Source organism: Pseudomonas sp. AC083 (assembly GCF_979253165.1).
In genome coordinates, this window is sequence record NZ_CEEDDH010000029.1 from 22,205 (window position 1) to 31,738 (window position 9,534).

The window sequence follows — 9,534 nt, forward strand, 5'->3', positions numbered from 1 at the left end:
TCTAGTTATCACTCGGCGGTTTGCTAAGTCGGTCAAGTGCCGCTAAATTGCCATCATTGATACCGAGCATGACATTATGCGTATAGACGGCGTTTCCACTCAGTCCTACCCCATCAAGCGCAAGCCGCGTAAAGGCAATGCGGCGCTGGATGAATCCGTCGACATCATCGACGGCGAGCTGGAATTCCCGAGCGAAGAGCAGATGGCCGCTCGTGCCGCTCAAGCCACCGCGCAACGCCTGAGCAACCTGCCTGCCCGTCAACAAGACATGATCTACCACCGCGCGATGAAGAAAAGCGTAGCCATGGCCCTGGCCAGCTACCTGAGCACCGCCGGTTTTGTCGATTGGGACGCAGACGTGCTGGGCCTCGATCTGTATATCTGATGGATCTGCCTTACTACCTCGGTTGCCCGTCCTGGAGCGAAAATGCCTGGCGCGAGTATCTGTATCCGGTAGACGCAAAAACCTCCGACTTTCTCGCTCTCTACTGCGAGGTGTTCAACGCCGTCGAAGGCAACACCACCTTCTACGCCAGTCCATCGCCGGCTACCGTCCAGCGCTGGGCCGAGATCATGCCGGCACACTTTCGCTTCACTGCCAAATTCCCCGGCGACATCAGTCACAGTGGCGACTTGCGTGAGCAACTGACCGCTGCCGAAACCTTCCTGCAATTACTCAAGCCGTTAGGCGAACGTGTTTCGCCGCTGTGGCTGCAACTGTCGAAAAGCTTCACGCCGCAGCGTCTGCCGGAACTGGCGGCGTTTATCGATGCGCTGGATTGCCCGCTCGCGGTCGAGGTGCGCAATGAACAGTTCTTCGCCAAGGGCGAGAGCGAGCGTCTGCTCAATCGTCTGTTGCTGGATCGCGGTGTCGAGCGCATCTGTCTTGACCCGCGCGCGCTGTTCAGTTGCTTGTCGACCGAGTCCTCGGTGATCCACGCGCAGTCGAAAAAGCCGCGTGTACCGACCCGTCCGGCGGCGTTCACGCAGTTTCCGCAGGTGCGTTTCATCGGCCATCCCGAGCTTGAGGCCAACGATGCGTTTCTTGTGCCGTGGGTGGCGAAAGTCGCTGAATGGATCGAAGAGGGCCGCACGCCCTACGTCTTTCTGCATACCGCCGACAACCTGTTGGCAGCGAAACTGGCGCAACGTTTTCACGCACAACTGATGCAATGTTTGCCTGGCTTGCCCGCGCTGCCTGAGCTATACAGAGAACCCGCCGCCGAGCAGCTTGGCTTGCTCTGAGGCGGGTTTTTTCTGCCCGGGAGCCCGTCGATGAACGTCCAAGTCAGTCAACAGCAACTCCTCAAAGCCCAAGCCTTCAAGGCCCTGCATGATCGCCAAGGGGTCTTCGTCATCCCCAATCCGTGGGATGCCGGCTCGGCGAAGATGCTCGCCAGTCTTGGCTATCAGGCCTTGGCCACCACCAGCGCCGGTTACGCGTTTTCCCAGGGCAAGGCTGATGGCGCACTGAGTCTCGACGAGACCTTGGCCAATGTCCGCGCGATTGTCGCAGCGACGGATTTGCCGGTGGCGGTGGATCTGGAAAACGGCTTTGCCGATGATCCGCTGGAGTCTGCGCAGAGTCTTCTCCGTGCCGCCGAGGCAGGCGCGGTGGGCGGGTCGATCGAGGACGCTACGGGACGTCCGGACGCGCCGATCTATTGCTTCGAACACGCCGTCGCACGGATTGAAGCCGCCGTCGCGGCGGTGCGCACCCTGCCGTTTCCCTTCATCCTCACGGCTCGCGCGGAAAATTACCTGTACGGTAATCCCGACCTCGACGACACCATTCGCCGTTTGCAGGCATTTGCCGAAGCGGGTGCCGACGTGCTCTATGCGCCGGGTTTGCGCAGCGCCGAAGAAGTGCTGGCAGTGGTGCGAGCCGTGGCGCCGAAGCCGATCAACGTGTTGATGTCTGGCGGTTTGAAACTGACCGTGCAACAGCTCGAAGAACTGGGCGTACGCCGCATCAGCACCGGCTCGGCACTGGCGCTGGCGGCGTTCGGCGAGTTCTTCCGCGCGGCTGAAGAAATCCAGCAATCCGGCACCTTTGGCTTCACGTCACAGTCGATGCCGTACGCCAAAGCCAATCAATTCTTCAAGGACTGAGCATGGGACGTTGGCTGTTCTGGGGGGTGTTGCTCGCGATGGGTGGTGCAGCGGTAAGTGTCTGGCGCGGCTGGCTGGAGGTGCCGCCGCAGTGGAACCCGTGGGCGCCATTGGACATAAAAGCCGCGCCCAACTGGCTGACCGGTTACAAACTCATGCGCCTGCGCAGCGATCCTGAGCTTTGCGCACAGGCGCTGAGCAGCTCGGATCTGCGCGTCAGCCCCCAGGCCGACAGCCCCGGCGCCAAGTGTCCGCTGGTCGGTGCTCTGCGGGTGCAGGGCGGTGGAGTGGCGCTGAGCAGCAGTTTCATCGCCAGTTGCCCGCTGGCGGTGGCCTACGCAATGTTTGAACACCACACCCTGCAACCGGCGGCGCAATCGGTTTACGGCCAGAAGATCGCGCGGCTCGATCACCTCGGCAGCTTCGCCTGTCGCAATGTCTACAATCGTGAGAGCGGTGCCCTTAGCCGACATGCGAGTGCCGACGCGCTGGACATCGCCGGTTTCCGCCTGGCTGACGGACGCACGATCAGCGTGCTCAAGGATTGGCCCAAGCAGAATCAGGACGCAGAGTTTCTGCGCCAGCTGCGTGACGGCGCCTGTGAGTCATTCAGTGTGGTGTTGAGTCCGGACTACAACGCCGCTCATCACAATCACTTTCATGTCGATGTCGGGCGCTGGAGCGTGTGTCGCTGAGGATCAGGCGGCGAGGCGCAGGTTCTGTAGAACGATCGGGCGCGCCCAGCCATTATCGAAGTCCAGAGCTTTCTGTTGCTCGACGATTTCTTCCGGCGGGAACGGCGGGTAAGGCTTCTGCAGCAAGTCCAGGTCGAACTCGGCAATCGGCAGGTACAGCGGACGTTTCTGCGGAGCAGGGCCTGGCTCCGGCACTGGCTGGCCATTGTTGATCACAATCGGGCGTACCCAGCTGCTGTCGAAATCCTGTTGCTCTTGCTGAGCCTTGAGTTCTTCTGGCGGGAACGGTGGGAACGGCTTGTCCAGCAGCTCCATTTCGAACTCGGCGATCGGCAGGAACAGTGGCTCCGGCGGGCGAACCTGGGTTTCGACCACGTCGCACTCACGCTGGCTGACGATGTGCGCGTGCAGCTCGCTGCCAACGGTTGGTTCTTCCGGGCTGTTCAGGTCAACCGGTGGAAACGTGCCACAGGCAGGCACCACTTCACTCGTCTGTTCGGCCAGGGCCTGGGCAAAGAAATCCTGCCACAGGTGACTGACGCCGCTCAGTGCTTGAGTGTTATGACGGCTGAAGTCGCCATGGGGCGAAACGTAGCCAATCGATGTGGGAAGAATGCCTGACATTTTTTTCGGTTGACGCTCAGCTCTGGCAAAATGCGCGTTGAATGGTTTATCGGCGGTTTTTGTCGATCCTTAACTTTTTTGAGCGTTTTTTCATGATCGAGTCACCCGCGGCCTGCCGCATCCATGTCCAGGCCCTCGCCCCGACGTTTCAAGCGCAAGCCGAGCAATGGGCCGAACGTCTCGGCCTGCCGCTCGGCGAGGCCGACGGTGAGTTCGCCTTGCAGGTCGGCGAGCAGGGCTTGCAGTTGCAGCAGCTCGGGCCGGATGCGCCTGGACCGGTGCGGGTCGACTTCGTCGAAGGCGGCGCGGCGCATCGTCGTTTGTATGGCGGCGGCAGCGGGCAGATGATCGCTAAAGCGGTCGGTATCGCCCAAGGCGTGCGCCCGCGCGTCCTCGATGCCACGGCGGGCTTGGGCAAGGATGCGTTTGTGTTGGCCAGTCTCGGATGTGAAATGAGCCTGATCGAGCGCCAGCCGCTGATCGGCGCACTGCTTGAGGACGGCTTGGCCCGGGCGGCAGAAGATTTCGATGTAGCGCCGATCGTGGCGCGGATGAAATTGCTCAAGGGCAACTCCATCGAAGTGATGCGCAGTTGGGAAGGGGAGGCGCCGCAGGTGATCTACCTCGACCCGATGTTCCCGCATCGCGAGAAAACCGCGCTGGTGAAAAAGGAAATGCGCCTGTTCCGCCCGCTGGTCGGCGATGACCCGGATGCCCCGGCCCTGCTTGAAGCCGCGCTGGCGCTGGCCACGCACCGGGTGGTGGTCAAGCGCCCGCGCAAGGCACCGTGCATCGAGGGGCCGAAACCGAGCCATGCGCTGGATGGCAAATCGAGCCGGTATGACATTTATCCGAAGAAAGCGCTGAAGCCTTAGAAGCAGCTGCAAGCTGCAAGCTACAAGCCAGAGCCAATTCACTGCTTTTGCTTTTGCTTTTTCTTGCAGCTTGTAGCTAGAAGCTCGCAGCTGCTCCTCCCCCATAGGCCCTCATAAACAACCCCACCACCTCCCGCACATGCCGTTCCGCTGCCTCTCCGGTCAGCGGCTCGCCGCAGCCGTACAACAAGCGAAAATTTCCCGCGCCTTTGATCAGGCAGAAGAAGTGCTCGGCGGCGTTGCGTGGCTGGTCGATGCTCAGCGCGCCGGTTGCATGGATTTTCGTCAGCAGACCTTCCATGCCGTTGACCACGCGCTCTGGGCCGGCCTCGAAGAAAATCAGAGACAGCTTCGGGTCCTGACTGCCCAGCGCCATGATCAGGCGGTGCAGGTTCACTGATTCATCGCTGTTGATCAGTTGGTGGAAGCCCCGGGCAATGTTCAGCAATACATTTTCCACCGCGATGCCGTCCGGCAATTCGAAGAACAGCGGTGGCAATTGTTCCTCGCATTTGGCGACGACGGCGGCGGAGAACAGCGTCTCCTTGTCGTTGAAATGGCTGTAGACCGTCAGCTTCGACACGCCGGCCTCGCTGGCCACCGCGTCCATGCTGGTGTTGGCGTAGCCATGGCAGAGAAACAGGGTTTTCGCCGCATCGAGGATCGCCTGGCGCTTGGCCAGATCCTTGGGGCGGCCCGGGCCGTTTGGAGCTGAAAGATTGTTTGACATTCTTCGCTTTTAATACTGGACTGGTGAGTTTGCTATTAATACCATACCCGCCAGTATAAATATTCCAAGCCTCATTCGCGAAAGGTCCGTCACCATGTTCCGCCATGCGTTGTCCTTTGCCGTGCCAGTCAGTCTGGCGTTCCTGTTATCGGCGTGCGGTCAGGAAGAGGTGACCAAAGTCACCGTACGCCCGGCCATGGTGGTACAGCCCGAGCCTTCGGCGCAGGCGATGGAGAGTTATCCGGGCGAGGTGCGAGCCCGCTATGAGCCTGATCTGGCGTTCCGCATCGGCGGCAAAGTCAGCCGACGACTGGTCGACGAAGGCCAGCGCGTCAAAGCCGATCAGCCCTTGGCCGAACTCGATCCGCAGGACGTGCGCCTGCAACTGGAAGCCACCCGCGCGCAGGTCGCCGCCGCCGAGGCCAATCTGAATCTGGTGCGCGCCGAGCGTGATCGTTACAAAACCCTGATGGATCGGCAAATGGTCAGCCGCTCGGCCTACGACAACGCCGAAAATCTATATCGCTCCGGCGAAGCCCGCCTTAAACAAATCAAAGCCGAATTCAACGTTTCGACCAACCAGGCCAGTTACGCGGTGCTGCGTGCGCCGCAGGATGGTGTGGTGGCCAAGCGTTCGGTGGAAGTCGGTCAGGTGGTCGCTGCCGGGCAAACCGTGTTCACACTCGCCACCGATGGTGAGCGCGAAGTGTTGATCAGCCTGCCGGAGCAAAGCTTCGGCCGCTTCAAGGTTGGTCAGCCAGTGACCGTGGAATTGTGGGCACAGCAGAATCAACGCTTCGCCGGGCAGATCCGCGAGTTGTCGCCGTCCGCCGATCCGCGCTCACGCACTTTTGCTGCGCGTATCTCGTTCACCAGCGGCAAAGTCCCGGCTGAACTGGGGCAGAGCGCCCGGGTGTTTGTGCAATCGGCCGACAATGTCTCGTTGTCGATACCGCTTTCCGCGCTGACCGCTGAAAACGGCGCGACTTACGTCTGGGTGGTCAACGGCAACAACACGTTGAAGAAAACTCCGGTACGGGTCGGTCCGTTCGGCGAAAAGAGCGTGGCGGTGCTTGAAGGCCTGAATGCCAGCGATTGGGTGGTGGCTGCCGGCGTTCACGTATTGCTCGACGGCCAGCAGGTGCGGCCAGTGGATCGCTCCAATCGTGTGGTCAATCTGGCGAACAAGGAGTAAGCCCCGATGCGCTTCAACCTCTCCGAATGGGCGTTGCGTAATCGCCAGATCGTACTGTTCCTGATGCTTTTGCTCGCCGTTGTCGGCGCGTTGTCCTACACCAAACTCGGCCAGAGTGAAGACCCGCCGTTCACCTTCAAGGCGATGGTCATTCAGACCCGCTGGCCCGGTGCGACCGCGCAGGAGGTCTCGCGCCAGGTCACTGAACGTATCGAAAAGAAGCTGATGGAAACCGGCGAGTACGAACGCATCATGTCGTTCTCACGCCCCGGTGAATCCCAGGTCACCTTTATCGCCCGCGACTCGATGCACTCCAAGCAGATCCCTGACCTCTGGTACCAGTTGCGCAAGAAGGTCGGCGACATTCGCCAGACCCTGCCGCCGGGGATCCAGGGGCCGTTCTTCAACGATGAGTTCGGCACCACCTTCGGCAATATCTATGCGCTGACCGGCGATGGCTTCGACTACGCCGTGCTCAAGGATTACGCCGACCGCATCCAGATCCAGCTGCAACGGGTCAAGGACGTCGGCAAGGTCGAACTGCTTGGGTTGCAGGATGAGAAAATCTGGGTCGAGCTGTCCAACGTCAAGCTCGCCACCCTCGGCTTGCCGCTGGCGGCGGTGCAGCAGGCGCTGGAGGAACAGAACGCGGTGTCCACGGCGGGGTTCTTCGAAACCGGCAGCGAGCGCTTGCAGCTACGCGTCTCGGGGAATTTTCAGACAGTCGATGAGATAAAGAACTTTCCGATCCGCGTCGCCGATCGTACGTTCCGCATCTCCGATATCGCCGATGTGCGTCGCGGTTTCAGCGACCCACCGGCGCCGCGCATGCGTTTCATGGGCGACGACGCGATCGGTTTGGCCGTGGCGATGAAGGATGGCGGCGACATTCTGGTCCTGGGCAAGGCACTGGAGGGCGAGTTCTCGCGGATCCAGAAAAACCTCCCGGCCGGCATGCAGTTGCGCAAGGTGTCCGATCAGCCGGCAGCGGTAAAAACCGGCGTCGGCGAGTTCGTCCAGGTGTTGGTCGAGGCGTTGGCGATCGTCTTGCTGGTGAGCTTCTTTTCCCTCGGCGTGCGCACCGGCATGGTCGTCGCGCTGACCATTCCGCTGGTGCTGGCGATGACCTTCGCTTGCATGTATTACCTCGGCATCGGTCTGCACAAGATTTCCCTCGGTGCGCTGGTGCTGGCGCTGGGCTTGTTGGTGGATGACGCGATCATTGCCGTGGAAATGATGGCGATCAAAATGGAGCAGGGCTTCGACCGCATTCGCGCAGCGAGTTATGCCTGGACCAGCACCGCGTTCCCGATGCTCACCGGCACGTTGATCACCGCCGCCGGCTTCCTGCCGATTGCCACTGCGCAGTCCGGCACCGGCGAATACACCCGTTCGATTTTCCAGGTGGTGACCATTGCCTTGCTCGCCTCATGGGTCGCGGCGGTGATGTTCGTGCCGTATCTGGGGGAAAAACTCCTGCCGGATCTGGCGAAAATTCACGCGGCAAAACACGGCACTGGCGATGGTCAACCGGATCCGTATGCGACGCCGTTCTATCAGCGCGTCCGGCGTCTGGTGGAGTGGTGCGTGGCGCATCGCAAGACTGTGATCGTGCTGACTGTGGGCCTGTTCATTGCCTCGGTGATGCTGTTCCGTTTCGTCCCGCAGCAGTTCTTCCCGGCTTCCAACCGGCTGGAGTTGATGGTCGACCTGAAACTGGCCGAAGGCGTTTCGCTGGCCAACACCACCAGTGAAGTCAAACGCCTCGAAGCGCTGCTCAAGGAGCACGCCGGCATCGACAATTACGTCGCCTATGTGGGCACCGGTTCGCCGCGTTTCTATCTGCCGCTGGATCAGCAACTGCCAGCGGCGAGTTTTGCCCAGTTTGTGGTGTTGGCGAAAACCATCGAAGAGCGCGAGTCGCTGCGCAGCTGGTTGATCGAAACCCTCAACGAACAGTTCCCGGCTCTGCGTTCGCGGGTCACCCGTTTGGAAAACGGCCCGCCGGTTGGCTATCCGGTGCAGTTCCGCGTCACGGGCGAGCACATCGAAGAAGTCCGTGCGTTGGCGCGCAAGGTGGCAGCAAAGGTTCGCGAGAATCCGCATGTGGTCAATGTGCACCTGGACTGGGAGGAACCGAGCAAAGTTGTTTATCTGAACATCGATCAGGATCGCGCCCGCGCCCTCGGTGTGAGCACCGCCAATCTGGCGAAATTCCTGCAGAGTTCGCTGGTCGGCTCGACGGTCAGCCAGTACCGCGAAGACAACGAATTGATCGAGATTCTGCTGCGCGGCACCGTGCACGAGCGCACTGAATTGTCGTTGTTGCCGAGCCTTGCGGTGCCGACGGATAACGGTCGCAGTGTGGCGTTGTCGCAGATTGCCACGCTGGAATACGGCTTCGAGGAAGGCATCATCTGGCACCGCAACCGCCTGCCGAACGTGACCGTACGCGCTGACATTTATGGCAAGGAGCAACCGGCGACGCTGGTCAAACAGATCATGCCGACGCTGGACCCGATTCGCGCTGAGTTGCCCGATGGTTATCTGCTGGATGTCGGCGGCACGGTGGAGGATTCCGAGCGCGGACAGAAGTCGGTGAATGCCGGGGTGCCGATGTTCATTGTCGTGGTGCTGACCTTGCTGATGGTGCAGTTGCGCAGTTTCTCGCGCACGGCGATGGTGTTTCTCACCGCGCCACTGGGCCTGATCGGGGTGACGTTGTTTCTGATGGTGTTCAGGCAGCCGTTCGGGTTTGTGGCGATGCTCGGGACGATCGCGTTGTCCGGGATGATCATGCGCAATTCGGTGATTCTGGTCGATCAGATCGAGCAGGATATTGCATCGGGGCTTAAGCCTTGGCAGGCGATTATCGAGGCTACGGTGCGGCGCTTCAGGCCGATTGTATTGACGGCGCTGGCGGCGGTGCTGGCGATGATTCCGCTGTCGCGCAGTGTGTTTTTCGGGCCGATGGCGGTGGCGATCATGGGCGGGTTGATTGTTGCGACTGCGCTGACGCTGTTGTTTTTGCCGGCGTTGTATGCGGCCTGGTTTCGGGTGCGTAAGGAGGCTTGAGTTTCTTTGTCGGGGCGGCCTTCGGGCCGACCATGACTTGGGGGTTTTGGGTGTATATCCCTTGCTGTGGGTGTTGCTGATTACGGTTCCGCCCTTACGGCGGGTCACCTTTTTCAAACGCCAAAAAGGTAACCCAAAACGCTTGCTCCTACGTTCGGCCCTCGCAGGCTCGGGTTCCTTCGCTGCGGGATCGATCCGGGCGCAGCGGCTACGGTTTGCTTCGCTGCA

General features: G+C 60.8%; 9 protein-coding genes. 7 read left to right on the forward strand and 2 right to left on the reverse strand.

What is annotated here, in order from left to right:
- Window positions 1-76: 76 nt before the first annotated feature.
- From AC0IXA_RS26840 to AC0IXA_RS26855, 4 genes are read left to right on the forward strand one after another with little or no spacing between them, the layout of a single operon-like run.
- Window positions 77-385, forward strand: a complete 309-nt coding sequence (locus AC0IXA_RS26840; protein WP_042606956.1) for a hypothetical protein — start codon at window positions 77-79, stop codon at window positions 383-385.
- Window positions 385-1,245 (forward strand): DUF72 domain-containing protein, encoded by an 861-nt coding sequence (locus AC0IXA_RS26845; protein WP_471814841.1) that lies wholly within the window; start codon window positions 385-387, stop codon window positions 1,243-1,245. Before AC0IXA_RS26840 ends, AC0IXA_RS26845 begins: the two co-directional genes overlap by 1 nt.
- A gap of 30 nt (window positions 1,246-1,275) precedes the next feature.
- On the forward strand, window positions 1,276-2,112 hold the full coding sequence (locus AC0IXA_RS26850; protein WP_471814842.1) for an isocitrate lyase/PEP mutase family protein: 837 nt from the start codon (window positions 1,276-1,278) through the stop codon (window positions 2,110-2,112).
- 2 nt (window positions 2,113-2,114) lie between these two features.
- On the forward strand, window positions 2,115-2,807 hold the full coding sequence (locus tag AC0IXA_RS26855) for an extensin-like domain-containing protein (RefSeq protein ID WP_471814843.1): 693 nt from the start codon (window positions 2,115-2,117) through the stop codon (window positions 2,805-2,807).
- Window positions 2,808-2,810: 3 nt separating this feature from the next.
- On the opposite strand, the gene AC0IXA_RS26860 is transcribed toward AC0IXA_RS26855, so the two are convergent.
- On the reverse strand, window positions 2,811-3,431 hold the full coding sequence (locus tag AC0IXA_RS26860) for a hypothetical protein (RefSeq protein ID WP_056783179.1): 621 nt from the start codon (window positions 3,429-3,431) through the stop codon (window positions 2,811-2,813).
- Between the two features lie 92 nt (window positions 3,432-3,523).
- Here AC0IXA_RS26860 and AC0IXA_RS26865 point away from each other — a divergent pair, with 92 nt between their 5' ends.
- Entirely contained in the window at window positions 3,524-4,306 is a 783-nt protein-coding gene (locus AC0IXA_RS26865; RefSeq protein WP_404938632.1) for a class I SAM-dependent methyltransferase, read from the forward strand.
- Window positions 4,307-4,382: 76 nt separating this feature from the next.
- Here AC0IXA_RS26865 and AC0IXA_RS26870 read toward each other — a convergent pair whose 3' ends face one another.
- Window positions 4,383-5,036 (reverse strand): TetR/AcrR family transcriptional regulator, encoded by a 654-nt coding sequence (locus AC0IXA_RS26870; RefSeq protein WP_313870105.1) that lies wholly within the window; start codon window positions 5,034-5,036, stop codon window positions 4,383-4,385.
- Between the two features lie 94 nt (window positions 5,037-5,130).
- Between AC0IXA_RS26870 and AC0IXA_RS26875 the strand changes: the two genes are divergently transcribed.
- Entirely contained in the window at window positions 5,131-6,231 is a 1,101-nt protein-coding gene (locus tag AC0IXA_RS26875; protein ID WP_071174527.1) for an efflux RND transporter periplasmic adaptor subunit, read from the forward strand.
- 6 nt (window positions 6,232-6,237) lie between these two features.
- Window positions 6,238-9,306 (forward strand): efflux RND transporter permease subunit, encoded by a 3,069-nt coding sequence (locus tag AC0IXA_RS26880; RefSeq protein WP_471814844.1) that lies wholly within the window; start codon window positions 6,238-6,240, stop codon window positions 9,304-9,306.
- Window positions 9,307-9,534 lie beyond the last annotated feature (228 nt).

What these genes read in the sequence shown, in the direction of transcription:
- AC0IXA_RS26840 (WP_042606956.1), top strand. Translation starts at nt 77, where the DNA reads ATGCGTATAGACGGCGTTTCCACTCAGTCCTACCCCATCAAGCGCAAG.
- AC0IXA_RS26845 (WP_471814841.1), top strand. Translation starts at nt 385, where the DNA reads ATGGATCTGCCTTACTACCTCGGTTGCCCGTCCTGGAGCGAAAATGCC.
- AC0IXA_RS26850 (WP_471814842.1), top strand. Translation starts at nt 1,276, where the DNA reads ATGAACGTCCAAGTCAGTCAACAGCAACTCCTCAAAGCCCAAGCCTTC.
- AC0IXA_RS26855 (WP_471814843.1), top strand. Translation starts at nt 2,115, where the DNA reads ATGGGACGTTGGCTGTTCTGGGGGGTGTTGCTCGCGATGGGTGGTGCA.
- AC0IXA_RS26860 (WP_056783179.1), bottom strand. Translation starts at nt 3,431, where the DNA reads ATGTCAGGCATTCTTCCCACATCGATTGGCTACGTTTCGCCCCATGGC.
- AC0IXA_RS26865 (WP_404938632.1), top strand. Translation starts at nt 3,524, where the DNA reads ATGATCGAGTCACCCGCGGCCTGCCGCATCCATGTCCAGGCCCTCGCC.
- AC0IXA_RS26870 (WP_313870105.1), bottom strand. Translation starts at nt 5,036, where the DNA reads ATGTCAAACAATCTTTCAGCTCCAAACGGCCCGGGCCGCCCCAAGGAT.
- AC0IXA_RS26875 (WP_071174527.1), top strand. Translation starts at nt 5,131, where the DNA reads ATGTTCCGCCATGCGTTGTCCTTTGCCGTGCCAGTCAGTCTGGCGTTC.
- AC0IXA_RS26880 (WP_471814844.1), top strand. Translation starts at nt 6,238, where the DNA reads ATGCGCTTCAACCTCTCCGAATGGGCGTTGCGTAATCGCCAGATCGTA.